This window comes from Bordetella genomosp. 2 (assembly GCF_002261345.1).
Lineage (GTDB): Bacteria > Pseudomonadota > Gammaproteobacteria > Burkholderiales > Burkholderiaceae_B > Bordetella_A.
Genome location: NZ_NEVT01000006.1, coordinates 670,483 through 696,039, shown reverse-complemented (window position 1 = coordinate 696,039; position 25,557 = coordinate 670,483). Strand labels below are relative to the sequence as shown.

The 25,557-nt window shown below is 67.8% G+C and carries 20 protein-coding genes; 10 read left to right on the top strand and 10 right to left on the bottom strand.

Features of this window, described 5'->3' with window-relative positions:
• Positions 1–33 precede the first annotated feature (33 nt).
• Both CAL24_RS13445 and CAL24_RS13440 read right to left on the bottom strand, forming a co-directional pair.
• Complete coding sequence (locus CAL24_RS13445) at positions 34–1,332, bottom strand: TRAP transporter large permease (RefSeq protein WP_028355726.1); 1,299 nt, start codon at positions 1,330–1,332, stop codon at positions 34–36.
• Positions 1,329–1,868, bottom strand: a complete 540-nt coding sequence (locus tag CAL24_RS13440) for a TRAP transporter small permease (RefSeq protein ID WP_094806946.1) — start codon at positions 1,866–1,868, stop codon at positions 1,329–1,331. The genes CAL24_RS13445 and CAL24_RS13440 overlap by 4 nt, the downstream gene beginning before the upstream one ends.
• 343 nt (positions 1,869–2,211) lie before the next feature.
• On the opposite strand from CAL24_RS13440, the gene purL reads away from it, so the two are divergent.
• From purL to CAL24_RS13425, 3 genes are all read left to right on the top strand, one after another.
• Positions 2,212–6,255: a phosphoribosylformylglycinamidine synthase gene (gene purL, locus CAL24_RS13435; protein WP_094806945.1), complete on the top strand. Its 4,044-nt coding sequence runs from the start codon at positions 2,212–2,214 to the stop codon at positions 6,253–6,255.
• Positions 6,256–6,348: 93 nt separating this feature from the next.
• Entirely contained in the window at positions 6,349–7,818 is a 1,470-nt protein-coding gene (locus CAL24_RS13430; RefSeq protein WP_028355729.1) for a M20 family metallopeptidase, read from the top strand.
• 4 nt (positions 7,819–7,822) lie between these two features.
• Complete coding sequence (locus tag CAL24_RS13425; RefSeq protein ID WP_094806944.1) at positions 7,823–8,377, top strand: DUF1415 domain-containing protein; 555 nt, start codon at positions 7,823–7,825, stop codon at positions 8,375–8,377.
• Positions 8,378–8,501: 124 nt separating this feature from the next.
• On the opposite strand, the gene CAL24_RS13420 is transcribed toward CAL24_RS13425, so the two are convergent.
• The 5 genes from CAL24_RS13420 to CAL24_RS13400 all read right to left on the bottom strand — a co-directional run bounded on the left by CAL24_RS13420 (position 8,502) and on the right by CAL24_RS13400 (position 13,213).
• The gene (locus CAL24_RS13420) at positions 8,502–9,470 is read right to left on the bottom strand and encodes a bile acid:sodium symporter family protein (RefSeq protein ID WP_094806943.1); all 969 of its coding nucleotides are present in this window, start codon (positions 9,468–9,470) and stop codon (positions 8,502–8,504) included.
• A 101-nt stretch (positions 9,471–9,571) separates the two neighbouring features.
• Positions 9,572–10,552, bottom strand: a complete 981-nt coding sequence (gene pdxA / locus CAL24_RS13415) for a 4-hydroxythreonine-4-phosphate dehydrogenase PdxA (protein ID WP_094806942.1) — start codon at positions 10,550–10,552, stop codon at positions 9,572–9,574.
• A complete protein-coding gene (locus tag CAL24_RS13410; RefSeq protein ID WP_170947084.1) occupies positions 10,552–12,228 on the bottom strand; it encodes a PhoH family protein in 1,677 nt (558 codons plus the stop codon). The genes pdxA and CAL24_RS13410 overlap by 1 nt, the downstream gene beginning before the upstream one ends.
• Before the next feature lie 65 nt (positions 12,229–12,293).
• Entirely contained in the window at positions 12,294–12,758 is a 465-nt protein-coding gene (locus CAL24_RS13405) for a peroxiredoxin (RefSeq protein ID WP_094806940.1), read from the bottom strand.
• Positions 12,755–13,213 carry an Mth938-like domain-containing protein gene (locus CAL24_RS13400; RefSeq protein WP_028355735.1) on the bottom strand — a complete coding sequence of 153 codons (459 nt, stop codon included), beginning with the start codon at positions 13,211–13,213 and terminating at the stop codon, positions 12,755–12,757. Before CAL24_RS13400 ends, CAL24_RS13405 begins: the two co-directional genes overlap by 4 nt.
• 185 nt (positions 13,214–13,398) lie before the next feature.
• Between CAL24_RS13400 and alaC the strand changes: the two genes are divergently transcribed.
• From alaC to CAL24_RS13380, 4 genes are all read left to right on the top strand, one after another.
• Entirely contained in the window at positions 13,399–14,586 is a 1,188-nt protein-coding gene (gene alaC, locus CAL24_RS13395) for an alanine transaminase (RefSeq protein WP_028355736.1), read from the top strand.
• 173 nt (positions 14,587–14,759) lie between these two features.
• Positions 14,760–16,061, top strand: a complete 1,302-nt coding sequence (locus tag CAL24_RS13390; RefSeq protein WP_028355737.1) for a homoserine dehydrogenase — start codon at positions 14,760–14,762, stop codon at positions 16,059–16,061.
• On the top strand, positions 16,058–17,467 hold the full coding sequence (gene thrC, locus CAL24_RS13385; protein WP_028355738.1) for a threonine synthase: 1,410 nt from the start codon (positions 16,058–16,060) through the stop codon (positions 17,465–17,467). The genes CAL24_RS13390 and thrC overlap by 4 nt, the downstream gene beginning before the upstream one ends.
• A gap of 219 nt (positions 17,468–17,686) precedes the next feature.
• Positions 17,687–17,908, top strand: a complete 222-nt coding sequence (locus tag CAL24_RS13380) for a YgdI/YgdR family lipoprotein (RefSeq protein WP_028355739.1) — start codon at positions 17,687–17,689, stop codon at positions 17,906–17,908.
• 136 nt (positions 17,909–18,044) lie between these two features.
• Here CAL24_RS13380 and CAL24_RS13375 read toward each other — a convergent pair whose 3' ends face one another.
• Together CAL24_RS13375 and pepN are read right to left on the bottom strand one after the other, a co-directional pair.
• Complete coding sequence (locus CAL24_RS13375; RefSeq protein ID WP_094806939.1) at positions 18,045–19,058, bottom strand: class 1 fructose-bisphosphatase; 1,014 nt, start codon at positions 19,056–19,058, stop codon at positions 18,045–18,047.
• A 36-nt stretch (positions 19,059–19,094) separates the two neighbouring features.
• Complete coding sequence (gene pepN, locus CAL24_RS13370; RefSeq protein ID WP_094806938.1) at positions 19,095–21,800, bottom strand: aminopeptidase N; 2,706 nt, start codon at positions 21,798–21,800, stop codon at positions 19,095–19,097.
• A 147-nt stretch (positions 21,801–21,947) separates the two neighbouring features.
• Here pepN and CAL24_RS13365 point away from each other — a divergent pair, with 147 nt between their 5' ends.
• A complete protein-coding gene (locus tag CAL24_RS13365; RefSeq protein ID WP_028355742.1) occupies positions 21,948–22,586 on the top strand; it encodes a DUF4136 domain-containing protein in 639 nt (212 codons plus the stop codon).
• A gap of 110 nt (positions 22,587–22,696) precedes the next feature.
• On the opposite strand, the gene CAL24_RS13360 is transcribed toward CAL24_RS13365, so the two are convergent.
• Positions 22,697–23,059 carry an H-NS family nucleoid-associated regulatory protein gene (locus CAL24_RS13360; RefSeq protein WP_028355743.1) on the bottom strand — a complete coding sequence of 121 codons (363 nt, stop codon included), beginning with the start codon at positions 23,057–23,059 and terminating at the stop codon, positions 22,697–22,699.
• A gap of 159 nt (positions 23,060–23,218) precedes the next feature.
• Between CAL24_RS13360 and CAL24_RS13355 the strand changes: the two genes are divergently transcribed.
• Positions 23,219–24,037: a carbon-nitrogen hydrolase family protein gene (locus CAL24_RS13355; protein ID WP_094806937.1), complete on the top strand. Its 819-nt coding sequence runs from the start codon at positions 23,219–23,221 to the stop codon at positions 24,035–24,037.
• 13 nt (positions 24,038–24,050) lie between these two features.
• A complete protein-coding gene (gene tldD, locus CAL24_RS13350) occupies positions 24,051–25,511 on the top strand; it encodes a metalloprotease TldD (RefSeq protein WP_028355745.1) in 1,461 nt (486 codons plus the stop codon).
• Positions 25,512–25,557 lie beyond the last annotated feature (46 nt).

Here is a 25,557-nt window from a genome sequence, read left to right as displayed (position 1 = left end):
TGTCGGTATTGGATGGAATGCGGCCTCGCGGCCTTAGTATCCCAGGCGGTGCGGCAGCCAGAGCGCCAGTTGCGGGAACGCCAGCACGGCGACCAGCACCAGGAACATCGCGCCCAGCAGCCACAGCACCCACGGCACGGTGGACTCCATGGGCACGCGCGCGATGCGGCACGACACCATCAGATTCACCGCCAGCGGCGGCGTGAACTGGCCGAGCGCGACCTTCAAGGTCAGGATCACGCCGAACCAGACGGGATCCCAGCCGTAGGCGTCGGCGATCGGCATCAGCAACGGCACGAAGATCAGGAAAATCGAGATGCCGTCCAGGAACATGCCCATGGTCATCAGCAACGCGATCAGCAGAGCCAGCACGCCCCATTCGCCCAGCCCCGAATTGACGATGGCGTGGGTGAGCGGATCGATGATGCTCAGCGTGGAAAGCGCCCAGGCGAAGATGCCGGCCAGCGCCACCACCATCATGATCACCGCCGACAGTTCGGCCGCTTCGCGCAGGATGACGAACAGGTCGCGGACCTTGATGGTGCGATGGATGCACATGCCCACGAACAGCCCGTAGAACACCGCCACCACGGCGGCTTCGGTGGGCGTGAACCAGCCCATGCGCATGCCGCCCAGGATCAGCACCGGCGCGGCCAGGCCCCAGCTGGCCTGGCGCAGGCTGGCCCAGAACGGCGGGCGCGGCAAATGGGCTTCCAGCGTGCCCATGTTGTGCCGGCGCGCCAGCCATACCGTCGGCACGATCAGCGCCAGGCCCGCGAGCAGGCCGGGCACCATGCCGGCGGCGAACAGCGCGGGCACCGATGCGCCGGGCACCAGCACCGAATAGATGATGAAGGCGATCGACGGCGGGATCAGGATGTCGGTCGCCGCGCCGGCGGCCACCACCGAGGCGGAGAAGGGGCCCGGGTAGCCGGCCCGCGCCATCGCCGCGATCATCACCGCGCCGACCGCGGCGGCGCAGGCCGGGCCGGAGCCCGAGATGCCGCCCAGGAACATGGCCACGGCGATCGCCACCAGCGGCAGCATGCCCGGGCCGCGGCCCACCACGGCGATGGCCAGGTCCACCAGGCGGCGCGCCACGCCGGAACGGTCGAAGATCGATCCCACCAGCACGAACATGGGGATCGCCAGCAACGGGTACTTGGCCAGCCCGGCATAGAAGTTCTGCGGCACCGCCAGCAGGCCGAACCAGGCGACGTCCTGGTTGGACAGCACGATGGCCAGCGTGCCGGCCACGCCGAGCGCCACGCATACCGGCACGCCGATCACCATCAGGACCGCGAAAACCGCGAACAGCAGGGCGGCGATCATCGGGCCGGGCTCCGCCACAGGCGACGCAGCGTGCCTGCCGTGCGCAGCACGATCGCCGCGGCCAGAATGGGCAGCCAGATCGAATACCACCAGGTCGGCACGCCGATCGCCGGCGAGGTTTCCTCGTATATGTACTCGTCCATCACCAGGCGCACCGAGAGGACGGTGAGCAGGATGAAGAACAGCAGCACCACGCTGTTGGCCAGCAGCGCCAGCGCGCGCCGGCGCGCCGGCGTACCGCCGTCGGCCACCGCCTCGATGCGGATATGGTGGTTGCGCACGAAGGCCGCGCTGCCGCCCGCCATGGTCAGCACGATGAGCAGGAAGATCGAGATTTCCTCGGTCCAGGCGAATGACTGGTCGGTGAAGTAGCGCACCAGCACGTTGGTGAAGGTGATCAGCGCCAATACCGCCAGCACGATGACGGCCAGCCAGTCCTCCGCGGCCAGCGGGACTTTTACGGCGGGATCTGGTTCGGCGGGGATGATGGGTTCAACCGGCTCGGCCGGTTCGACGGGGACGTCAGGGCGGGACATTGGCAACAGCAAAAGCGGGACGGAAACGTGGATCGCAGCATCCTACTCGCACCGCCGCGGTGCGTTAGTGCGTGTTTTCCCGTGGGTGAAGGGCTTTTGCAACATGCTGCGTTGCAGCGTCGACGCGTTGGTCGTGCCCATCTCCGGCTTTCAGCGGCCGGGGAGGGCCTCTCCAGGAGCCTGGTTTGTGCGTTGCGGCATGCAAGCCGCCGGCGCCGTGGAATTATTTTGTAACTGGGCGGGGCCGTGCCTGGCGCGCGGCCACTGCGGGGCCGCTCGGGGGAAACCCTGAAAAGGTAAAATCCCCGTTTCGCTTCTTTCCACTTCTAACGGCGCCCGCATCGTGTCCCTCGTCCAGCATCTGCCCGGTTCCTCCGTCCTCTCCGCCTTCCGCCGCGAACGCCTGCTGGCGCGGCTCCAGGAGGCCGGCCTGCCCATCGCCGATATCTCCGCGCGCTACGAACACTTCGTCAGCACCGACGCCGCCCTGAGCGACGACCAGCAGCGGCAATTGGCGCAACTGCTCGACTACGGCACGACCGCGGCCGGCGAAGCGCCGGCCAAGAGCCTGGCGCTGCTGGTCATTCCGCGCCTGGGCACCATTTCCCCATGGGCCAGCAAGGCCACCGACATCGCGCACAACTGCGGGCTGGCGGCGGTGCGCCGGATCGAACGGGGGGTGCGCTATTTCCTGGTCCCGGAACGCGGCCTGCTGGGCGCCAAGGCGCTCGACAGCGCCATGCTGGCGCGGGCGGCCGACTGCCTGCACGACCGCATGACCGAAACCGTGGTGGGCGCCGATTTCGACGGCCAGGCGCTGTTCCAGCCGCTCGAGGGCAAGCCGATGCGTACCGTGGCAGTCCAGGCGCAGGGCCGCGCGGCGCTGGTCGAGGCCAATGCCAGCCTGGGCCTGGCGCTGTCCGAAGATGAAATCGACTACCTGGCGCAGTCGTTCGCCAGCCTGGGGCGCGACCCCACCGACGTCGAGCTGATGATGTTCGCGCAGGCCAACAGCGAGCACTGCCGCCACAAGATCTTCAACGCGCAGTGGGTGATCGACGGCCAGCCGCAATCCGAGACCCTGTTCGGGATGATCCGCGCCACCCACAAGGCCCAGCCGGCCGGCACGGTGGTGGCTTATTCCGACAACGCCGCGATCATGGAAGGCGGCCCCGCGCAGCGCTTCCAGGCCGGCGTGCCGCAGGCGGACGGGCAGGGCGGCGAGGCCGCGCGCTATGTGCGCCGCGACACCACCGTGCATACGCTGATGAAGGTCGAGACCCACAATCATCCCACCGCCATCGCGCCGTTCCCGGGGGCATCCACCGGCGCGGGCGGCGAGATCCGCGACGAAGGCGCCACCGGACGCGGCTCCAAGCCCAAGGCCGGCCTCACCGGCTTCACCGTCTCGCACCTGCGTTTTCCCGACGCGCTGCAGCCCTGGGAAGCCGATCACCACGGCCTGCCGGACCGCATCGCCTCGCCGCTGTCCATCATGATCGACGGCCCCATCGGCGGCGCGGCCTTCAACAACGAGTTCGGCCGGCCCAACCTGCTGGGCTACTTCCGCAGCTACGAACAGACCGCCGGCGGCACGCGCTGGGGCTACCACAAGCCCATCATGATCGCGGGCGGGCTGGGCAGCATCGATGCCGGCCTGACCAAGAAGGAAGTGATCCCGCCCGGCGCGCTGCTGATCCAGCTCGGCGGCCCGGGCTTCCGCATCGGCATGGGCGGCGGCGCCGCCTCCAGCATCAGCATGGGCAGCAATTCGGCCGAACTGGATTTCGATTCGGTCCAGCGCGGCAATCCCGAAATCGAACGCCGCGCGCAGGAAGTCATCGACCGCTGCTGGCAGCAGGGCGCGGCCAACCCCATCCTGGCCATCCACGACGTCGGCGCCGGCGGCCTGTCCAATGCCTTCCCGGAGCTGGTCAACGACGCCGGGCGCGGCGCCGTGTTCGACCTCAAGCGCGTGCCGCTGGAGGAGTCCGGCCTGTCGCCGGCCGAGATCTGGAGCAACGAGTCGCAAGAGCGCTACGTGCTGTCGATCCTGCCGCAAGACCTGGACCGCTTCGACGCCATCGCGCGGCGCGAGCGCTGCCCGTACGCCGTGGTGGGCGTGGCGACCGAGTCGCGCCAGCTGCGCGTGGTGGATGGCGAGGGGCTGCCCGGCATCGATGCCGAGGCGCCGCAGGCCGGCACCCGGCCGGTCGACGTGCCGATCGACGTCATTCTCGGCAAGCCGCCGCGCATGACGCGCGACGTGCGCCGCCAGCCTGGCGTGTCCGAGCCGCTGGACCTGGCCGGCATCGACCTCACCGAGGCCGCCTACCGGGTGCTGCGCCATCCCACCGTGGCCAACAAGTCGTTCCTGATCACCATCGGCGACCGCACCGTGGGCGGGTTGTCCAGCCGCGACCAGATGGTCGGCCCCTGGCAGGTGCCGGTGGCCGATTGCGCGGTCACGCTGGCCGACTACGAAGGGTTCCGTGGCGAGGCCATGGCCATGGGCGAGCGCACGCCGCTGGCGGTGCTCGACGCGCCGGCCTCGGGCCGCATGGCCGTGGCCGAAGCCCTGACCAACCTGGCCGCCGCCGACGTGGCGCGCCTGGAGGACATCAAGTTGTCGGCCAACTGGATGGCCGCCTGCGGCGTCGACGGCCAGGACGCCGCGCTGTATGACACCGTGTCCGCGGTCAGCGAGCTGTGCCAGGCCACCGGCCTGTCGATCCCGGTGGGCAAGGATTCGCTGTCCATGAAAACCACCTGGGAACAGGACGGCGAAGCCCGCCAGGTGATAGCGCCCGTTTCGCTCATCGTGACCGCCTTCGCGCCGGTCGGCGACGTGCGCGCCAGCCTGACGCCGCAATTGCGCGCCGACGCCGGCGACAGCGTGCTCATCCTCATCGACCTGGGCCGCGGCCGCCACCGCATGGGTGGCTCCATCCTGGCGCAGACTTACAACCAGCTCGGCGAAAGCGTGCCGGACATCGACGCGCCGCAGGATCTGCGCGCCTTCTTCGTCACTATCCGCACGCTGGCCGAAGCCGGCGTGCTGCTGGCCTACCACGACCGTTCCGACGGCGGCCTGTTCGCCACGCTGTGCGAGATGGCGTTCGCCGGCCGCACCGGCATCTCGGTCAACCTGGACATGCTCACCTTCGACCCCCAGTCGGCCGACTGGGGCGACTACAAGATCCGCCCCGAGCAGGTGGCGGTGCAGCGCGACGAGCTGACGCTGAAGGCGCTGTTCTCCGAAGAGGCGGGGGCGGTGATCCAGGTGCCGGCGGCCCAGCGCGACGCCGTCATGCAGGTGCTGCGCGGCGCCGGCCTGTCGGCCCATTCGCACGTCATCGGCGGCCTGAACGACGCCGACACGGTCGAGTTCTTCCGCGACGGCAAGAAGGTCTGGAGCCAGCCGCGCGCCGAACTGGGGCGCGCCTGGAGCGAGGTCAGCTACCGCATCATGGCGCGCCGCGACAATCCCGCCTGCGCGCAGGCGGAGCTCGACACCTGGAACGACGCCGCCGATCCGGGCCTGGCCCCGCGCGTGGCGTTCGACCCCCAGGAAGACATCGCCGCGCCGTTCATCGCCAGCGGCAAGCGCCCGCGCGTGGCCATCCTGCGCGAGCAGGGCTGCAACAGCCAGGTGGAAATGGCGTGGGCCTTCGATACCGCGGGCTTCGACGCCATCGACGTGCACATGACCGACCTGCTGGCCGGCCGCATCGACCTGGCGGGGATGCAGGGCCTGGTGGCGGTGGGCGGCTTCAGCTACGGCGACGTGCTGGGCGCCGGCGAAGGCTGGGCGCGCACCATCCGCTTCAATGGCCGCCTGTCGGACCAGTTCGCCGCGTACTTCGCCCGGCCCGATACCTTCGCGCTGGGCGTGTGCAACGGCTGCCAGATGATGGCCGCGCTGGCGCCCATGATCCCGGGCGCCGAACACTGGCCGCGCTTCACCCGCAACCAGTCCGAGAAATACGAGGCGCGCCTGTCGCTGGTCGAGATCGCCGGCTCGCCGTCGATCTTCTTCGCCGGCATGGAAGGCACGCGCGTGCCGGTGGCGGTGGCGCATGGCGAGGGCTATGCCGACTACACCCAGCAGGGCGATGCCGGCAAAGTGCTGGTGGCGGCGCGCTATATCGACAATCGCGGCCAACCCACCGAGGCCTATCCGTTCAACCCCAACGGCAGCCCGGGCGGGCAGACCTCGGTCACCACCGCCGACGGCCGCTTCACCGTCATCATGCCGCACCCCGAGCGCGTGACCCGCAATGTGATGATGTCGTGGGCGCCGCAGCAATGGGGGCCGGCCGACAGCGGCGGCCCGTACAGCCCCTGGATGCGCATGTTCCGCAACGCGCGCGTCTGGCTGGGGTAGGGCGGCAGCCTGCATGGGGGGGCGGTGGCGGCCGTTCCCCCACTTTTGGCGCGGCGGGCATAAAATCGGGTTTTGCCCGTACAGGACCGCGCCATGAACGCCCGCATCCCCGACGACGCCCTGCCTCCCACCCTCGACCCGGACGCCCTGCAGGCCTTCGTCGACCGGCAGTGGGACGACGAAATCATTCCGGCCCTGACCGACTACATCGCCGTGCCGGCCAAGAGCCCGGCCTTCGACGCCGACTGGGAAAAGAACGCCTACATCGAGCGGGTGGTGCGCGACGCGGCCCAGTGGGTCGAAGCGCGCAAGGTGGCGGGCCTGAAGCTCGAGGTGGTGCGCCTGCCGGGCCGCACCCCGGTCATCTTCTTCGACGCGCCGGCCACGCGCGCCGACAGCGGCGATACCGTGCTGCTCTACGGACACCTGGACAAGCAGCCGGAATTCTCCGGCTGGCGCTCCGATCTCGGCCCCTGGACGCCCAAGTACGAGGACGGCAAGCTCTACGGCCGCGGCGGCGCCGACGACGGCTACGCCATCTACGCTTCGCTGACCGCCATCATGGCGCTCGATGCGCAGGGCGTGCCGCGGCCGCGCTGCGTCGGCATCGTCGAAACCTGCGAGGAATCCGGCAGCTACGACCTGCTGCCCTACGTCGATGCGCTGCGCGACCGCCTGGGCAACGTGGCGCTGGTGGTGTGCCTCGACTCCGGCGCCGGCAATTACGACCAGCTCTGGATGACCACTTCGCTGCGCGGCATGGTATCCGGCACGCTGGAAGTGCAGGTGCTCGACGAAGGCGTGCACTCCGGGGATTCCAGCGGCGTGGTGCCATCGAGCTTCCGCATCCTGCGCCACCTGCTCGACCGCCTGGAAGACAGCTCCACCGGGCGCCTGCTGCCGCAGAGCCTGCATTGCGAAATCCCCGCCGAGCGCCGCGAACAGGTGCGCGAGACCGCGCGCATCCTGGGCGACGAAGTCTGGCGCCGCTTCCCCTGGAGCTGCGGCGCCGACGGCGGCTTCGTGCTGCCCATGACCACCCATCCGGAAGAGGCGCTGCTGAACCGCACCTGGCGGCCCACCCTGTCGGTGACCGGCGCCGAGGGCCTGCCGCCGCTGTCCAGCGCGGGCAACGTGCTGCGCCCGCGCACGGCCTTCAAACTGTCGCTGCGCCTGCCGCCGCTGATCGACGCGGTGGCGGCCTCGCAGGAAATCAAGCAATTGCTCGAAGCCGACTCCCCGTACAACGCCAAGGTCATCTTCCACGCCAACCAAGGGGCGGCCACCGGCTGGAATGCGCCCGCCTCGGCGCCGTGGCTGACGCAGGCGCTCGATGCCGCTTCGCGCCAGTACTATGGCGCGCCCTGCGGCTACATCGGGCAGGGCGGCACCATCCCGCTCATGAGCCTGCTGCAACAGGGGTTCCCCAAGGCGCAGTTCATGGTGTGCGGCGTGCTGGGGCCGCGTTCCAATGCGCATGGCCCTAACGAGTTCCTGCACGTTCCGTACGGCAAGCGGCTGACCGCCGCGGTGGCGCAGACCATGGCGGCCATGCCGGCCTGAGCCCATGATCCATACCGAAGGCGCCTACCAGCGCATCATCGACGAGACCCGCCTGTGGGTGGAGCGGGCCGTCATCGGCCTGAACCTGTGCCCCTTCGCCAAGGCGGTGCAGGTGAAAGACCAGGTACGCTACGCGGCCAGCGACGCCACCGATGCCGAAGGCGTGCTGGCCGACCTGGAAGACGAGCTGCTGCTCTTGTCGCAGGCCGACCCCGACCAGCTGGATACGACCCTGCTGATCCTGCCGGACGCGCTCGACGATTTCTACGAGTTCAACGATTTTGCCGACCTGTCCGACCGCCTGCTCAAGCGCATGCGGCTGGTCGGCGTGCTGCAGGTGGCGACCTTCCATCCCGCCTTCCAGTTTGCCGACACCGAGCCCGACGATATCGAGAACTGCACCAACCGGTCGCCGCATCCCATCCTGCACCTGTTGCGCGAAGACAGCATCGACCGCGCGGTCGAGGTGTTCGCCGATGCCGCGGAAATCTACGAGAAGAACATGGAAACGCTGCGCCGGCTCGGGTGGGACGGCTGGCGCAAGCTGATGGCGGGTTGAACGCCGTACGCGGCAGGTCGCCCCCGGCACGCCGGGTTGCGTGGGCGCGGCTCGGCTACCCCTCGGTGCCAGACACCCGGCGGGTGTCTGGCACCTGCCGAACGCGACATGCAGGGCAAGGCGGCTAGCGCGGCCGCTTGGCGTAGCGGGCCGCCAGTACGGCGCAGACCATCAGCTGGATCTGGTGGAACAGCATCAGCGGCAGGACGATGGCGCCGACCGCCTGGCCGGCGAAAATGACCTGCGCCATCGGGATGCCGCTGGCCAGGCTTTTCTTCGAGCCGCCGAACAGCAGGGTAATGCGGTCTTCCAGCTTGAACTTGAACAGCCGGCCCAGCGCCACGCACCCCAGCAGCGCCAGGGCCAGCAGCACCGCGCAGCACAGCACCAGGCCCAACAGCGCGGGCAGGGGCGTATCGCGCCACAGCCCTTCGTTGACCGCTTCGGAGAAGGCCGTATACACCACCAGCAGGATCGAGCCCTGGTCGACGAATTTCAACAGCGCCTTGCGCTGGTACACCCAGGCGCCGATCCAGCGCCGCAGGAATTGGCCCAGGACGAACGGCAGCAGCAGCTGCAGCATGATCTTGCCTACGGCATCGAACGAAATCGGCGCGCTGGCGCTGGCGGCCACCACCGTGCCCACCAGCAGCGGCGTGAGGAAGATGCCCAGCAGGCTGGACGCCGACGCGCTGCATACGGCGGCCGGCACGTTGCCGCGCGCCATCGAGGTGAACGCGATGGCCGATTGCACGGTGGCCGGCAGGCAGCACAGGAACAGCACGCCGGTATAGAGTTCCGGCGTCACCAGCGGCTGCAGCACTGGCTTGAGCGCGACGCCCAGCAGCGGGAACATGATGAAGGTGGCCGAGAATACGGTCAGGTGCAGCCGCCAGTGGGTGATGCCGGCCACGATGGCATCGCGCGACAGGCGCGCGCCGTGCAGGAAGAACAGCAGGGCGATGCCGATATTGGTGATCCAGCTGAAGGCCACGATGCCCTTGCCGTGGGCGGGCAGCACGCTGGCGATGAGGACTGTGATGACGAGAAAAAGCGTGAAGCGGTCAGGCAGGAAGCGGGCGTAGCGGGACATGGCGCGTTGCGTGGACGGCCGCGGCGAGGCAGCCAAAGCGCGCTATTGTAGACGGGCCGCGCGCCGGCCATGTTCAGCTTCCCGTAGGGAAGCGCCGCTTGTCAGGGCGTCATCGCCAAGGCCAGGTCGAACGCCGCCACCAGCGAGGCATGGTCGGCCATGCCTTTCCACGCAATGTCGAACGCGGTGCCGTGATCCACGCTGGTGCGCACGAAAGGCAGCCCCACCGTGACGTTGACCCCCTGGTCCACGCCCGGGTACTTCACCGGTATCAGGCCCTGGTCGTGATACTGGGCCACCACGATATCGAATTCGCCACGCCGCGCGCGCATGAAGACGGTGTCGCCGGGCCACGGCCCGGATACGTCCAGGCCGGCGGCGCGCGCCTCGGCGATCGCGGGCGCGATGATATCCAGGTCTTCGCGGCCGAACTTGCCGTCCTCGCCGGCATGCGGATTCAAGCCGGCCACCGCGATGCGCGGCCGTTCGATGCCCATCTGGCGGCAGGCCCGGTCGGCCAGCCGGATCGCCCGCGCCTCGGCTTGCGCCGTGATCGCGGCCGGCACGGCGGCCAGCGGCATGTGGATGGTGACCAGCAGCACGCGCAATTCGTCGTTGGCCAGCATCATGGCGAAATCAGCCGTGCCCGAGCGCTCGGCCAGGATCTCGGTGTGGCCGGGCTGGTCGATGCCGGCCAGGTGCATGGAATGCTTGTTCAGCGGGGCCGTGACAATGGCGCGGATGCGTCCGGCCTGCGCATCGTCGATGGCCGCGCACAGGCAGTCGTAGGCGGCGCGGCCGGCGGCCGCGCTGACGCGCCCGGGCGGCAGGCCGGCGGGCAGCGGCGGCGTACAGGGGATCACGTCGATGCGCCCGGGGTCGCCGCTGGCCTGGCTGACCGCGCCGATCTCGGCGATGTCCAGGCGCGCGCCCAGCAGCGCGGCGGCGCGGCGCATGGTGTCCGCATCGCCATATACCACGGCGGGCGCCTTCAGGCCTTGGGCGCAGGCCTTGACGATGATCTCCGGGCCGATGCCCGCGGCATCGCCCATGGTGATGCCGACGGGCGGCCGCGCGCTCATTACAGGACGTCGCCCGCGTAATCGGCCAGGCGGGAGCGTTCGCCGCGTTGCAGGGTCACGTGCCCGGCGTGCGGCCAGCCCTTGAAGCGGTCCACCACGAAGGTCAGGCCGGAACTGCCCTCGGTGAGATACGGCGTGTCGATCTGGGCCACGTTGCCCAGGCAGACCACCTTGGTGCCCGGGCCGGCGCGCGTGACCAGCGTCTTCATCTGCTTGGGCGTGAGGTTCTGCGCCTCGTCGATGATCAGGTACTTGTTCAGGAAGGTCCGGCCGCGCATGAAGTTGAGCGACTTGACCTTGATGCGCGAACGGATCAGGTCCATGGTGGCCGCCCGGCCCCAGTCGCCGCCGTCGCCGTCGCCCATGTTCAGGACGTCCAGGTTGTCTTCCAGCGCACCCATCCAGGGCAGCATCTTTTCTTCCTCGGTGCCCGGCAGGAAGCCGATGTCCTCGCCCACGGGCACCGTCACCCGGGTCATGATGATCTCGGTATAGCGCTTGGTCTCCAGCACCTGGGTGATGCCGGCGGCCAGGGCGAGCAGCGTCTTGCCGGTACCCGCCTGGCCCAGCAGCGACACGAAGTCGCAGTCCGGGTTCATCAGCAGGTTCAGCGCGAAATTCTGTTCGCGGTTGCGCGCGGTGATGCCCCACACATTGTTCTTGCCGTGGGTGTAGTCGCGCAGGGTGGCCAGCACCGCGGTCTTGCCGCTGACTTCGCGCACCTGCGCATACAAGGGCATCTGGCCTTCGAAGTACACGAACTGGTTGACCATGAACTGGGCGCACAGCGGACCATGGATGCGGTAGAACGTCGTGCCGCCCTGTTGCCAGGATTCGACGTCCTTGCCGTGCCGGTTCCAGAAGTCCTCGGGCAACTGCATGACGCCCGAATACATCAGGTCCGAGTCTTCCAGGACGTGGTCGTTGTAGTAGTCCTCGGCCGCCATGCCCAGGGCGCGCGCCTTCAGGCGCATGTTGATGTCCTTGGACACCAGCACCACCTCGCGCTGCGGGAATTTCTCCTGCAGGGCGCGCACCACGCCGAGGATCTGGTTGTCGGCCTTGCCCATCGGCAGGTCCGAGGGCAGGGTGCTGTGGATCGCCGTGGTCTGGAACATCAGCTTGCCGGTGGCGTCCTTGTTCCCCAGCGCGCTCAGCTCCAGGCCTTCGTCGAGCTGGTCGGCGTCATGCACCAGCGCGTCCAGCGAGCGGCTGACCTGGCGCGCATTGCGCGCCACTTCCGACATGCCTTTCTTCTGGTGGTCGAGCTCCTCCAGCGTCATCATCGGCAGGAAGATGTCGTGCTCTTCGAAGCGGAACAGCGAGGTGGGGTCGTGCAGCAGCACGTTGGTGTCCAGCACGAACAGCTTGCGCACGGCGCTCTGCGCGCGCGCCTTGGGCTTGCGCCCGGCGGTCGATGCCTTGCCGCCGCGGGCGGCGCGGGGCGCCGCGACGGGAGCCGGCGCGACGGCGGCCGGTGCCTGCGATTTGATGCCTTCGAGCTCGGGCTGGGCCGGCAGCGGCTTGGCTGCCGGGGCCGCGGCGGCCGGCGCCGCGGCGGCCGGCGCCGCGGCCGTGGGCTTGGCCGCGCTGGCGCGGGCCTTGCTGCGGGCGGCTTCGCCCGAGGGGAACGTCAGGATGGCTGCGGGTCGAGTGGGCATCTTCGGTAGCGGCATATAGGTCATTCTCCTGTGGGGCCGGCTATAGCGCCTGACAATGATTCCGTGATTCCGGTACGGATTCAGCCGATGCTGCGGGCAGCCTGCAATACTTCGCTGGCGTGGCCGGGCACCTTCACGCCGCGCCATTCCTGCACCAGCCGGCCATAGGCATCGATGAGGAAAGTGCTGCGTTCGATGCCACGCACCTGTTTACCGTACATATTCTTCTGCTTGATGACGCCGTACAGGTTGCAGACCGCCTCGTCGGTGTCGGCGATGAGCGGGAAGGGCAGCTCGTACTTGGCGCGGAAGTTCTCGTGCGATTTCAGCGAATCGCGTGAAATGCCCACCACCACCGCGCCGGCCTCCAGGAAGTCGGCGTGCAGGTCGCGGAAATCCTGGCTTTCGGTGGTGCAGCCCGGGGTGTTGTCCTTGGGATAGAAATACAGCACCACGGCGCGACCCTGGCATTGTTCCAGGCTGATCGGGCCGATGGTGCTCTCGGCGGTGAAGAGCGGGGCGGGTTTGCCTATGTGCGGCGTCATGCGGGGGATTCTCCTTGGGTCGGCAGCAAGGCCACCACGACGCGGCGGCCCTCTGCCATCAGGATGTTGTAGGTGCGCGCCGCGGCCTGGGTGTCCATGACCTCGACGCCGATGCCGGCGGCCAGCAGCGGGCGCAGCACATCGTGGCCCAGCAGCCGCTGGCGGCTGCCCGTGCCCACCAGCAGCACCTCGGGCCCGCCGCCGGACTGGCGGGCGGCGCCTTCGGGCGCGTCGAGGAATGCCATGGGGTCGCGCGGGGCGTCGGACAGGCCGGCAGCCTGCTTCAGTAGCGATGCGGTGATGTCGGTGGCGGCCTGGACCGGCCATTCGGTGACGGCGCCTTCGGGGCCGAACGCGACCGCGTGGGAAAATCGGACCTGGTTGACCTCGATATAGCCGTCGCCGTAGGCGGTAACGGTATTAAGGGCCGATGCAGGGTCGGTGTGCAGCTTCAATAAGTACTCCAGCTCTATGATTCCGATCATAGCGCATCGAAATGCGCTCATGTTGCAGGGTATCCACGGTCAAAGGGGACGGAATACCGTCATTTGCCGCCCGGGCCCGCTTGCGCTAGATTACTGAGTTTTGCTGCGCTGCAAACCTCTTGTCACATCCCGCCATCATCAAGGAATCGTTCCCCATGAGGAAGTTCTCCCGCATCGAGCGTCTGCCTCCGTACGTGTTCAATATCACCGGCGAGCTCAAGATGGCCGCCCGGCGGCGCGGCGAGGACATCATCGACATGTCGATGGGCAATCCCGACGGCCCGACGCCCAAGCACATCGTCGACAAGCTGGTCGAGGCCTCCAGCCGGCCCAGCACCCACGGCTATTCGGTTTCCAAGGGCATCCCGCGCCTGCGCAAGGCGATTTGCGACTGGTACCAGCGCCGCTACGCGGTCGAATTCGACCCGGACGCCGAGGCCATCGTCACCATCGGCTCGAAAGAGGGCCTGGCGCACCTGATGCTGGCCACGCTGGACCGCGGCGACACGGTGCTGGTGCCCAACCCCAGCTACCCCATTCATATCTACGGCGCGGTGATCGCCGGCGCCAACATCCGCTCGGTGCGCATGACGCCCGGCGTGGACTTCTTCGAAGAGCTCGAGCGCGCCGTGCGCGAATCGATTCCCAAGCCGAAGATGATGATCCTGGGCTTCCCCAGCAACCCGACCGCGCAGTGCGTCGACCTGTCGTTCTTCGAGCGCGTGGTGGCGCTGGCCAAGGAACACGACATCCTGGTGGTGCACGACCTGGCCTACGCCGACATCTGCTTCGACGGCTATGTGGCGCCGTCCATCATGCAGGTGCCCGGCGCGCGCGACGTGGCGGTGGAATTCTTCACCATGAGCAAGAGCTACAACATGGCGGGCTGGCGCATCGGCTACATGGTGGGCAATCGCGAACTGGTCAACGCGCTGGCGCGCATCAAGAGCTACCACGACTACGGCACCTTCACGCCCATCCAGGTGGCGTCGATCGCCGCGCTGGACGGCCCCCAGGACTGCGTGGCCGAGGTGGTCGAGCAGTACCGCAGCCGCCGCGACGTCCTGGCGCGCGGCCTGCACGAAGCGGGCTGGAACGTGGAGATCCCCAAGGCCTCCATGTATATCTGGGCGCACATCCCCGAACCCTACCGGGCCATGGGCTCGCTGGAATTCTCCAAGCGCGTGCTGTCCGATGCCAAGGTGGCGGTGTCGCCCGGCATCGGCTTCGGCGAGTACGGCGACGAATACGTGCGCTTCGCCCTCATCGAGAACGAGCAACGCACCCGCCAGGCGGTGCGCGGCATCAAGGACATGTTCCGCAAGGATGGCTTGCTAAAGTAAAGAACCTTCCCCAGGTGTCCCTATCCAGGTGTCAGACACCCCTGGGGTGTCTGACACCTGCGTGTCTCCCCACGGAGGCGCCCGACACCTGCCGTATCTGGAATGACATGACAAACGCTACACGTACGCTGCATCCCCTGCCCGCCGCGGGCGCCCCTCGACCGTCGGCCGAGATCAAGCCCATCAAGATCGGCCTGCTCGGGCTCGGCGTGGTGGGCGGCGGCACCTGGAGCGTGCTGGCCCGCAACGCCGAGGAAATCGCCCGCCGCGCCGGCCGGCGCATCGAGGTCAGCCGTGTCGCCGTGCGCGACGTGGCCAAGGCGCGCAGCCGCGTCGGCGATGCCGTCGCCGTCGATACCGACGTGCGCGCGCTGGTGCGCGACCCGGAAGTGGATATCGTGGTCGAACTGATCGGCGGCGACACCCTGGCGCGCGAGCTGGTGCTCGACGCCATCGCCCATCGCAAGCATGTGGTCACCGCCAACAAGGCCCTGCTGGCCAAGCACGGCAATGAGATCTTCGCCGCGGCCTCGGCGCAGGGGGTCATGGTGGCATTCGAGGCCGCGGTGGCGGGCGGCATTCCCATCATCAAGGCCATCCGCGAGGGCCTGACCGCCAACCGCATCGAATGGGTCGCCGGCATCATCAACGGCACCACCAACTTCATCCTCTCCGAAATGCGGGCGCGCGGCCTGCCGTTCGCCGACGTGCTGGCCGAAGCCCAGCGCCTGGGCTATGCCGAGGCCGATCCCACCTTCGACGTCGAGGGCGTGGATGCCGCCCACAAGCTCACCCTGCTGGCCTCGCTGGCGTTCGGCGTGCCGGTGCAGTTCGACAAGGCCTACATCGAAGGCATTTCGCAGCTCGCCCAGGAGGACATCGCCCACGCCGAGCGGCTGGGCTACCGCATCAAGCTGCTTGGCATCACCAAGCGCCGCGCCGACGGCATCGAGCTGCGCGTGCACCCGGCGCTGGTACCGGCCGAGCGCCTGCTGGCCAATGTCGAAGGCGCCATGAACGCGGTGCTGGTGCGCGGCGATGCCGTCGGCCCGACCCTGTACTACGGCCAGGGCGCGGGCGAGGAGCCCACCGCATCCGCCGTGGTGGCCGACCTGGTCGACGTCACCCGCCTGCACACCGCCGACCCGGGCAACCGGGTGCCGCACCTGGCGTTCCAGCCCGACGCGCTGTCCGACCTGGCGATCCTGCCGATCGAAAAGATCAGCACGTCCTATTACTTGCGCCTGCGCGTGGACGACCAGCCCGGCGTGCTGGCCGACATCGCGCGGGTGCTGGCCGAGCGCGGCATCTCGATCGGCTCGATGATCCAGCAACCGTCGCACATCGGCGGCGCCGATATCATTTTCCTGACTCACCAGGCCGTCGAAGGCAATGTCGACCAGGCCATCCGCAGCATCGAGCAGTTGCCGTTCGTGCGTTCCAGCGTGACGCGCCTGCGCGTGGAAACCCTATGAAATACGTATCTACCCGCGGCGGCATGGCGCCGCAAGCGTTCAGCGACATCCTCCTCGAAGGCCTGGCGCCCGACGGCGGGCTGGCCGTCCCCGAGGCCTTGCCGCAGGTGTCGGCCGACACCCTCGAATCCTGGCGCGGCCTGTCGTACGCCGACCTGGCGTTCGAGGTCTTGTCGCGCTTCGCCACCGACATCCCGGCCGACGACCTGCGCCGCCTGACGCGCGCGGCGTACCGGCAGGGCGTGTTCAGCAGCGAAGACATCGTGCCGCTGCGCCCGCTGGACGGCGGCCTGCACCTGCTGGGGCTCTCGGAAGGCCCGACGCTGGCCTTCAAGGACATGGCCATGCAGTTCCTCGGCCAGGTCTTCGAATACGTGCTGGCCAAGCGGGGCGCCACGCTCAACATCCTGGGCGCCACCTCCGGCGACACCGGCTCGGCGGCCGAATACGCGCTGCGCGGCAAGCAGGGCGTGGCGGTCTTCATGCTTTCGCCGCACGGCCGCATGAGCGCCTTCCAGCGCGCCCAGATGTATTCGCTGCAGGACGAGAACATCCACAACATCGCGGTGCGCGGCGTGTTCGACGACGCGCAGGACATCGTCAAGGCGCTGGCCGGCGATCTCGACTTCAAGTCCCGCTATCGCATCGGCGCCGTCAATTCGATCAACTGGGCGCGCATCGCGGCGCAGGTCGTCTATTACTTCCACGGCTGGCTGCGGGCCACGTCCGCGGCGGGCCAGCAAGTGTCCTTCGCGGTGCCGTCCGGCAACTTCGGCAATATCCTGTCCGGCCATATCGCGCGGGCCATGGGCCTGCCGGTGCGCCGCCTGGTGCTGGCCACCAACGAGAACAACGTGCTGGAAGAGTTCTTCCGCACCGGCATCTACCGGCCGCGGGCGGCCGAGCACACCTACGCGACCTCCAGTCCTTCCATGGATATCTCGCGCGCCTCGAATTTCGAGCGCTTCGTGTACGACCTCACCGGCCGCGATCCGCAGCGCGTGCGGGCCCTGTGGGCCGACCTGGCGCGCGACGGCTTTTTCGACCTGTCGGCCGACCGGCCGGCGTTCGAGTCGCAATACGGCTTCGTGGCCGGCACCAGCACCCACGCCGACCGGCTGGCCGTCATCCGCTCGACCTACGACGCCACCGGCGTGCTGGTTGACCCGCACACCGCGGACGGGGTGAAAGTGGCGCGCGAGTTCGTCGAGCCGGGCGTGCCGATGCTGGTGCTCGAAACCGCCTTGCCCGCGAAGTTCTCCGACACCATCGAAGAAGCGCTGGGCAAGCCGGTCACGCCGCCGCCGGCGCTGGCCGACCTGGAGTCATTGCCGCAGCGCGTCACCGTGCTCGATTGCGATGCGCAGTTGGTGCGGCGCTACATCGAGGCCAATGCCAAAGTGTAAGCTTGTTTGCCGCGTGTTTACACGACAGGACCCCCGGCCCGCAGGCCGGGGGTTTTGCTTTGCGGCCCCAGGCGCCCGGACGGGCGCCGCGCCGCAGGCGCCGGCCACATATGGCACGGTCATTACAGACTTATGCATTTTGAAGACATCCCGTCACGGTATGGGCGCGCATCGCGGCCTACATTGAAAACTCATTCAAGACTGACGGAGAAAACGCCCATGAACCTGAAGACCACGACGCTCGCCTTGATCTTGACCGGAGTCGGCGTACTGGCGGGCTGCTCGACGCCATCGACGGTGGAGAAGCGCGACGGCAGCCAGGTCGTCACGCCCGATGAGCCCGAGTACAACGAGGACACGGGCTTCTACGAATACGAAAAAGACGGCCACAAGGTCCAGATGAACAAGGACGACGTGAAGACCATCGAGGAAGTGAAGTAACACCCCCCGATGCGACAAGGGGCCAGGCACGTCACCGTGCCTGGCCCCTTGTTTTTTGCCGGGTGCCCGCGGAGTGTTCCGCGAGGTGAGGTGTCTGACACCCTGCGGGTGTCAGACACCTCCTGAGCCCACAGGCCTACTCCTCGGCGTGATAGCGGCCGACGCGCTCGACTTCGTTCTTCGAGCCGAGGATCACGCTGACGCGCTGGTGCAGCTTCTCGGGCTGGATGTCCAGGATGCGCTGCTTGCCGTCGATCGCAGCGCCGCCGGCCTGTTCGACGATCATGCTCATGGGGTTGGCCTCGTACATCAGGCGCAGTTTGCCGGGCTTGCCGGGCTCGCGCGCATCCCAGGGGTACATGAAGATGCCGCCGCGCGTCATGATCCGGTGCACGTCGGCCACCATCGAGGCGACCCAGCGCATGTTGTAGTCCTTGCCCAGGGGGCCGGTCTTGCCGGCCAGGCATTCGTCGATGTAGCGCTTGACCGGCGGGGCCCAGTGGCGCATGTTCGACATGTTGATGGCGAATTCCTTGGTGTCGGCGGGAATGCTCAGGCGCTCGTGCGTCAGCACCCACGAGCCCATTTCGCGGTCCAGCGTGAAGCCCACCACGCCGTTGCCGATGGTCAGCACCAGCATGGTCTGCGGGCCATAGACAGCGTAGCCGGCGGCCACCTGCTGGTTGCCGGGCTGCAGGAAGTCCTGTTCGCAGACCTCCTCGGCGCCGGCCACGCGATGCGGGGCGCGCAACACCGAGAAGATCGTGCCGATCGAGACATTGACGTCGATATTGGATGAGCCGTCGAGGGGATCGAACAACAGCAGGTATTCGCCCTTCGGGTAGCGATTGGGGATCAGGTGGATGGTTTCCATTTCCTCGGACGCCATCGCGGCCAGGTGGCCGCCCCATTCATTGGCTTCGAGCAGGATCTCGTTGGACAGCACGTCCAGCTTCTTCTGCACTTCGCCCTGGACGTTCTCGGATTCGAGGCTGCCCAGCACGCCGCCCAGCGCGCCCTTGCTGACGGCATGGCTGATGGCCTTGCAGGCGCGCGCCACCACTTCGATCAGCAGGCGCACTTCGGGGGCCAGGGCCTGGGCCGAACGTTGTTGCTCGACCAGGTATTGAGTCAGGGTTTTGTGTTTCAAGAGAGGTCTCCGTAGGCAGCCTGTGGGAGGCGGGATTCAGGCGGCGAATTCCAGCGCCTTCGATACGATTTCGAGCACATTGCGCGACAGGCCGGCGTGCTCGCGCACGCGCTGCAGCGCGTGCTGCATGGGCGTGCGCAGGGCCGGCACGAAGCGCGCCCAGTTGTCGAGGGCGCGCGCCAGGCGGGCGGCGACCTCGGGATTCAGGGCGTCCAGAGCCAGCACTTGCTCGGCCCAGAAGGCGTAGCCGGCGCCGTCGGGACGATGCAGGCCGCGCGCGTTGTTCAGGCAGAACTGGAACACCAGCGCACGCGCCCGGTTCGGGTTGCGCAGCGTGAAGGCGGGATGAGCCATCAGGGCGCGCACCCTGTCGACATCGGTGCCGCGGGCGGTGGCCTGCAGCGTGAACCATTTGTCGATGACCAGCGGGTCGTCCTGCCAGCGGGTGTAGAAGGCCTGCAGCGCCTGCGCGGGCGCCTGGTCCTGTCCGTAGTTGACCAGCGCTGACAGCGCCGCCAGGCTGTCGGTCATGTTGCCGGCCTGGTCGAATTGCGCTTGCGCCAGTTCCTGCGCGCCGGCCACGCCGCCCGCCATCAGGTGGGCCAGCGCCAGGTTCTTGAGAGCGCGCTTGCCGGCGGGCTCGGGCGCGGGGCTGTACTCGCCCGGCGTCTGGTTCTGGTCGAACGCGGCGCGCCATTGCGCGGCCAGTTGCCGCCCGAGTTCGGCACGCAGGTAATCGCGCGCCGCCGCCAGGGCCGGCGGGTCGATGGCCTCCATGCGCTCGGCGAGGGTTTTTTCCGAGGGCAGGGCCAGGGCGCGGGCGCGGTAGCCGGCGTCCAGCGCCGGGTCGGTCAGCAGCGCGCGCCAGGCCTGGATGAAAGCATCCTCGGCCTGCATCGGCTGGCCTGCCTGGTGGCGGCCGGCCAGCGCGAGGATCTGGCGGGTGGCCAGTTCCTGGCCGGCTTCCCAGCGCGCGAACGGATCGCTGTCATGGGCCGACAGCAAGGCCAGTTCGGCATCGGTCCAGTCGTATTCGACGATGACCGGCGCCGAGAAACCGCGCAGCAGCGACGGCACCGGCCGGGCATCGATGTCCTCGAACACCCATTGCCGGGATTCCTCGGTCAGTTCGAGCAGGGCGGTTTCGACCGTGCCGTCGCCCTGGCGCAGGGGCAGGGCGCGGCCGTGCGGATCCAGCAGGCCGATGGCGAACGGGATATGGAACGGCGCCTTGACATAGCCGTCGTCCGCGCGCTTTTCCACCCCTACCGGCGGGCAGCGCTGGGTAAGCGTGATGGTGCAGCGCCGGGCGGCGGCGTCGTGGTGCAACGCCACCGCCACGCGCGGCGTGCCGGCCTGGCGGTACCAGCGGCGGAACACCGCCAGGTCGCGCCCGGGATGCTGGCGCTGGTAGACCGACTCCATGGCCGCCACGAAGTCGTCGCAGGTGACGGCCTGTCCGTCGTGGCGGCGGAAATACTCGTCCATGCCGGCGCGGAAACCTGCTTCGCCCAGCAGCGTATGCTGCATGCGGATCACCTCGGCGCCTTTCTCGTACACGGTGGCGGTGTAGAAATTGCCGATTTCCTGGTAGCTCTCGGGGCGGATGGGGTGCGCCATCGGGCCGGCGTCTTCCGGGTATTGCGCCGCGCGCAGCGTGACCACGTCGTCGATCCGCTTGACCGCGCGCGCGCTGGCCGCCGCACCGGGCTCGAGGCCGCGCGCCATCATGTCGGCGGTGAATTCCTGGTCGCGGAATACGGTGAGGCCTTCTTTCAGGCTCAGCTGGAACCAGTCGCGGCAGGTGACGCGGTTGCCGGTCCAGTTATGGAAATACTCGTGCCCGACCACCGCCTCGATGCCCTCGTAGTTGGCGTCGGTGGCGGTCTGCGGGTCGGCCAGCACGTAGGCCGCGTTGAAGATGTTCAAGCCCTTGTTTTCCATCGCGCCCATGTTGAAGTCGCGCACGGCGACCACCATGAAGCGATCCAGGTCCAGTTCCAGGCCGAAGCGGGCCTCGTCCCAGCGCAACGCCCGCACCAGCGATTCGAGCGCCCATTCGGTGCGGTCTTCCGAGCCCGGGTCGCTGTACACCTGCAGCAGCACTTCGCGCCCCGATGCCGTGCGGACCTTGGTTTCGCGGTGCGTGAGGCGTCCGGCCACCAGCGCGAACAGGTAGCAGGGCTTGGGGAAGGGGTCTTCCCACTCGGCCTCCTGGCGGCCGTCGGGCAGGATGCGCGTGGCCAGCAGGTTGCCGTTGGACAGCAGCACCGGGTAGTCGGCGCCGGCCCGCAGGGTGACGCGATAGCGCGACATCACGTCGGGCCGGTCGGCGAACCAGGTGATGCGCCGGAAACCCTCGGCCTCGCACTGGGTGAAGAAGTTGCCGCCCGAGACATACAAGCCCATCAGCGTCGAATTGGCGCCGGGCCGGCAGCGGCTGACGATCTCGACCGCCGCCCGGGCGGGCAGGCCCGTGAGGGTTAGGGTGGATTCATCCAGCGTGTAGCGCGACGCGGGCCAGGGCTGGCCGTCGACCTGTACCGATACCAGCTCCAGGTCGGCGCCGTCCAGGACCAGCGGAGCGTCGGCGGGCGCATCGGGCTTGCGCTCCACTTTCAGGGTGCTGCGCACCTCGGTGGATTCCGGATCCAGGTCGAATGCCAGGGCGACTTCTGGAATGGCGTAAGGATAGGGTTGATAATCCTTGCGATATACGGTTACAGGCGTCTCGGTGCGCATGCTCGGATCGGTTCAAAATATAGGTAATGCCGTATTGTAGTGGCACGCGATCACTTCATATGCCGGCCGAAATATCCGGTTGAAAACTTTCGATCGCGCGCTCGGTCAAATATCCATTTCCAAATGGGCTACTCCGGAGAATCGCTCATGTCCCCATCCAGAACCTGGCTCGGCCTGTGCCGTTGGGCGGGCATCGCGGTTGCCTTGTCGGCGGCGCTGCTCAGCGGTTGCGCTACGCCGACGGTGCAGGCGCGGGTCACGTCGTTCCAGCAATGGCCCACCGGCGTCGCGGGAGAAACCTACCGGTTCGTCGACGCCGCCCCGGGGCAGGCCGGCAATCTCGAATACCAGGCATACCAGGACATGGTGCGGGCCGGCATCGGGCCCACGGGCCTGGTAGAGGCCCGCGACGGCGGGCGCGCGCGCTTCACGGTGTCGTTCCGGTATGGTGCCGAGCAGACGCAGGTAATGGTGCGGCGCGCCTACGACCCTTATTTCTATGGCGGTTATGGCGGCTTCTATGGGCCGCGCTGGTGGGGCGGCGGTTTCGGTTACTGGGGGCCCGATTGGGTCGATGTGCCCACCGTGGCATACCGTAACCGGCTGAGCGTCGAAATCCACGATACGGCACGCGGCGGCGCCGAGGTCTATCGTTCCACCGCTTATATTGTCACGGGGCGCGAAGACCTGGTGCGCACCATGCCTTATCTGGTCCGGGCGATATTCGACAATTTCCCCGGCAATAATGGCTCGGAACGTGAAGTGGAATATCCGCTGGACCGCTAGCCCGGCCCCGGCCGGCGCGGGCGGTATATTGCCCGGCGCCCGGGGCAAGGCCCCGCGGGCCGGGGCGGATAAATACCGGAGCCGTCAGCGGGCCGGCTGGCCGTGCGGCATTATTCCGCGATCAGGAAGCTGTCGCGATGCTTGCCTTCGGCTTCCTCGGCGGTGAGCCAGCGCGGCGCCTTGCCGCGGCCGCTCCAGGTTTCGCCGGTGTCCGGATGGCGGTATTTGGGTGCCACCTGGCGCTTGGCGGCCGGCGCGGCGGCCTTGCGGGACGCGGCGCGGGGCGTTTTGGCGGCGCCGCTGAAGGCGGCGGCGATTTCCTCGGGCGTTATATTGTATTCACGCATCGAGGTGACGATCGACGCAATAACAGGCTTGCGCCGTTTGGATTGAAGGGCTTCCGCCTTTTTCTGCAGCTTGGTTATTTCTTTTTCTATCTTGGCTTGCAGGGCGGCATAGGTTTCGCGAGGCATGGTGAGTCCTGGGTAAATATTTCGATGGTTCAGCCGGCCATATATGGCGATAGCAGGCGCGCAGTATGGCGGAAATAGAGGGCGGTCCGCCAATAATACAGAAAATAGCGGACCGATTCATTATTATGTGACAAATATATCATTCCAGAGGATTGAAAAATGGCCATTTCCGGGTCGAATTCCGTAACTGTCGCGGCGTTGCAGATGGTTTCCTCGCCCGAGGTCGAGGATAATCTGCGGCAGGCTGCCGAATTAATCGCCCAGGCCGCCGGTTCCGGCGCGCAACTGGTTTCCCTGCCCGAGTATTTTTGCTTCATGGGCCACGGCGACCGTCAAAAACTCGAAATAAAGGAGCAGCCTGGCACAGGCCCGATTCAGGATTTCCTCGCCGGCCAGGCCGCCCGCCACGGTATCTGGCTGGCTGGCGGCACGCTGCCGCTGGCTTGTCCGGATCCGGAGCGGGTATTCAATACCAGTTTTGTCTACGGGCCCGACGGTAAATCGCTGGCGCGCTACGACAAAATCCATTTATTCAATTTCCAGCGCGGCGAGGAGGCTTATGACGAGTCGATCGCCATCCGCCCGGGCAGCGCCGTCCAGGCTTTCGAGGCCCCGTGGGGCAGGGTCGGCCTGTCGGTCTGCTACGACCTGCGCTTCCCGGAGCTCTACCGCGCCCTGGGCGCAGTGGACCTGATCCTGGTGCCGGCGGCCTTCACCTACACTACGGGCAAAGCCCATTGGGAACTGCTGCTGCGCGCCCGCGCCATCGAGAACCAGTGCTATGTGCTGGCCGCCGCCCAGGGCGGCCGCCATCCGAATGGCCGCCGCACCTGGGGCCACTCCATGCTGGTCGACCCCTGGGGCGAAATCATCGATGTATTGCCGGAAGGCCCCGGCGTGGTCAGCGGTACCATAGAGGCTGAGCGGCTGGCGCAGGTCCGCGCCGCGCTGCCCGCCCTGCGTCACCGCGTCCTGTAGACACCGGAACCTTATGAAACTGATCGATCCCGATATCCAGTCCCTCGCCACTGCCAAATCGCTGCTGCTCGACCCGTGGGGCCTGACCGAAGCCGACATGGCGCGCGCGCTGGGCGAAATCTTCACTCACAAGGTCGACTATGCCGACCTCTATTTCCAGTACACGCGCAGCGAGGGCTGGAGCCTGGAGGAGGGCATCGTCAAGACCGGCAGCTTTTCCATCGGGCAGGGCGTGGGAGTGCGGGCGATCAGCGGCGAGAAAACCGCTTTCGCCTACTCCGATTCATTGTCGCCCGATGCCCTGCTGTCATCGGCCCGCACCGTGCGCGGCATCGCCCGGCGTGGCGCCGGCAAGGTCAAGGTGGCGGCGCAAGTGCCGCCGGAGGCCGGCCGCAGCCTGTATGCCGGCATGGATCCGCTGGCCACCCTCAGCGCGCCGGAAAAAGTGGCCCTGCTCGAGCGCGTCGAGCGGATGGCGCGCGCGCGCGATCCGCATGTCATCCAGGTGATGGCCGGGCTCGGCGCGGAGTACGACGTCATCCTGGTGGCGGGCAGCGACGGCCGCCTGGCCGCTGATGTGCGCCCGCTCGTGCGCTTGTCGCTGACGGTGATCGCCGAGCGCAACGGCCGCCGCGAAATGGGCCATGCCGGCGGCGGCGGACGCACCGGCCTGGGGTATTTCACGGACGACGTGCTGCAGGGCTATGTCGAACGCGCGGTGCACGAGGCGCTGGTCAACCTCGAGGCGCGCCCGGCGCCGGCCGGCGAAATGACGGTCGTGCTGGGCTCCGGCTGGCCGGGCATCCTGCTGCACGAGGCCGTCGGCCACGGGCTCGAGGGCGACTTCAACCGCAAAGGGTCGAGCGTGTTTTCCGGCCGCATCGGCCAGCGCGTGGCTTCCAAGGGCGTGACGGTGATCGATGACGGCACGCTGCCGGACCGCCGCGGCTCGCTCAACATCGACGACGAAGGCAACGCCACCCAGCGCAACGTGCTGATCGAGGACGGCATCCTGCGCGGCTACATGCAGGACACGCTGAACGCGCGCCTGATGAAGACCGCCGCCACCGGCAACGGGCGGCGCGAATCGTTCGCCCACCTGCCCATGCCGCGCATGACCAACACCTACATGCTGGCCGGCGAGACGCCGCCCGAAGAGATCATCGCGTCGGTCAAGCACGGCATCTATGCCGCGAATTTCGGCGGCGGCCAGGTCGACATCACCAACGGCAAGTTCGTGTTCTCGGCGTCGGAAGCCTACATGATCGAGAACGGCAAGGTCACCTATCCGGTCAAGGGCGCCACGCTGATCGGCAACGGTCCGGAAGCCATGAACCGCGTCAGCCTGATCGGCAACGACCTGCAGCTCGATTCGGGCGTCGGGACGTGCGGCAAGGATGGCCAGAGCGTGCCGGTCGGCGTCGGCATGCCGACCGTGCGCATGGACGGGCTGACGGTGGGCGGCACGGCCTGAGCCCCGGCGGCGCTTGGCGGGCGGCGCTGCCGTGGCCGCACCGCCG

Bases quoted from the DNA above. Each gene is read 5' to 3' on its own strand.
- CAL24_RS13445 (WP_028355726.1), bottom strand. From the start codon at position 1,332: ATGATCGCCGCCCTGCTGTTCGCGGTTTTCGCGGTCCTGATGGTGATC.
- CAL24_RS13440 (WP_094806946.1), bottom strand. From the start codon at position 1,868: ATGTCCCGCCCTGACGTCCCCGTCGAACCGGCCGAGCCGGTTGAACCC.
- CAL24_RS13430 (WP_028355729.1), top strand. From the start codon at position 6,349: ATGAACGCCCGCATCCCCGACGACGCCCTGCCTCCCACCCTCGACCCG.
- CAL24_RS13425 (WP_094806944.1), top strand. From the start codon at position 7,823: ATGATCCATACCGAAGGCGCCTACCAGCGCATCATCGACGAGACCCGC.
- CAL24_RS13420 (WP_094806943.1), bottom strand. From the start codon at position 9,470: ATGTCCCGCTACGCCCGCTTCCTGCCTGACCGCTTCACGCTTTTTCTC.
- pdxA (WP_094806942.1), bottom strand. From the start codon at position 10,552: ATGAGCGCGCGGCCGCCCGTCGGCATCACCATGGGCGATGCCGCGGGC.
- CAL24_RS13410 (WP_170947084.1), bottom strand. From the start codon at position 12,228: ATGCCGCTACCGAAGATGCCCACTCGACCCGCAGCCATCCTGACGTTC.
- CAL24_RS13405 (WP_094806940.1), bottom strand. From the start codon at position 12,758: ATGACGCCGCACATAGGCAAACCCGCCCCGCTCTTCACCGCCGAGAGC.
- alaC (WP_028355736.1), top strand. From the start codon at position 13,399: ATGAGGAAGTTCTCCCGCATCGAGCGTCTGCCTCCGTACGTGTTCAAT.
- thrC (WP_028355738.1), top strand. From the start codon at position 16,058: ATGAAATACGTATCTACCCGCGGCGGCATGGCGCCGCAAGCGTTCAGC.
- CAL24_RS13380 (WP_028355739.1), top strand. From the start codon at position 17,687: ATGAACCTGAAGACCACGACGCTCGCCTTGATCTTGACCGGAGTCGGC.
- pepN (WP_094806938.1), bottom strand. From the start codon at position 21,800: ATGCGCACCGAGACGCCTGTAACCGTATATCGCAAGGATTATCAACCC.
- CAL24_RS13365 (WP_028355742.1), top strand. From the start codon at position 21,948: ATGTCCCCATCCAGAACCTGGCTCGGCCTGTGCCGTTGGGCGGGCATC.
- CAL24_RS13360 (WP_028355743.1), bottom strand. From the start codon at position 23,059: ATGCCTCGCGAAACCTATGCCGCCCTGCAAGCCAAGATAGAAAAAGAA.
- CAL24_RS13355 (WP_094806937.1), top strand. From the start codon at position 23,219: ATGGCCATTTCCGGGTCGAATTCCGTAACTGTCGCGGCGTTGCAGATG.
- tldD (WP_028355745.1), top strand. From the start codon at position 24,051: ATGAAACTGATCGATCCCGATATCCAGTCCCTCGCCACTGCCAAATCG.